This window comes from Hymenobacter sp. CRA2 (genome assembly GCF_002007105.1).
Lineage (GTDB): Bacteria > Bacteroidota > Bacteroidia > Cytophagales > Hymenobacteraceae > Solirubrum.
In genome coordinates, this window is record NZ_MVBC01000041.1 from 1 (window position 1) to 829 (window position 829).

General features: G+C 42.7%; 1 protein-coding gene. It reads right to left on the reverse strand.

Annotated features, from left to right (window positions below):
• Positions 1-168: 168 nt before the first annotated feature.
• A complete protein-coding gene (locus tag B0919_RS25060; protein ID WP_139362388.1) occupies positions 169-636 on the reverse strand; it encodes a hypothetical protein in 468 nt (155 codons plus the stop codon).
• Positions 637-829 lie beyond the last annotated feature (193 nt).

Genomic DNA, 829 nt, shown 5'->3' on the forward strand with positions numbered 1-829 from the left:
CAGGCCCGTACCCGTGAAGCACTGGAGGCGGCTATCCAAACCGCGGTTGAGTGGATTTCCAGCAAGGATGCCAAAGCCTGGTTCAACCATTGTGGTTATCATGTACATCGTTCATGAATCCGCTATATTAACTCATTTATGGATTTTAGCATAGCTGCATTTTAGGGTTTAAATAGGGAACAGAATTTGCAGCAATTGCTGTAAGGTCAGAGCTTGATAAGTAGCTTCCTGCATCTTTACTGAACGCCGAGCTTGTCTGTCACTGATTTTAAATGTTGCGTAATCCGAGGTCGAACAGTCTAGGCAGTAATAATTTATTGGCTCAAGATTGTCAGGGCGATAAAGCATCCATACAGCGTATGCATTTGTAAGAGCCCATAAAGATTCGGCTAGGTCATAACCATTTCCAGGAGGCTTGGTAGATCTTGTTTTCATTTGTACATGTATAGTCCTCCTATCTGTTGACAAAACGAGGTCAAAACCAAATGCATCAACTTCGGCCTTAAGTATGTTTAATTTATCGCCTCTTTGTAGGACTAATTCTTTGCTTAAGTCATACAGAAACCTGTGCTCTAATAGATTCTCAATAAAAGTAGAGTTTTCAGCAATGAAATTCGGAGTTATATAATTGGTCATGAACTTTTGAAGGATATAGATTGCGTTTGGAAGGCAATATGACATTAAAGAAGCTATAAAAAAAATGGTAGTGGCTCAGATAGGCTGACGAGTGCGGTTGTAGTCGTGCAAGAACAGGTTGATGCAGGCGTCGAGCAGCTTTACGGAGCGGGAGAAGGACAAGGATTTGCGCACCAGTCGGCCGAGGCGTGCG

Bases quoted from the DNA above. Each gene is read 5' to 3' on its own strand.
- B0919_RS25060 (WP_139362388.1), bottom strand. From the start codon at position 636: ATGACCAATTATATAACTCCGAATTTCATTGCTGAAAACTCTACTTTT.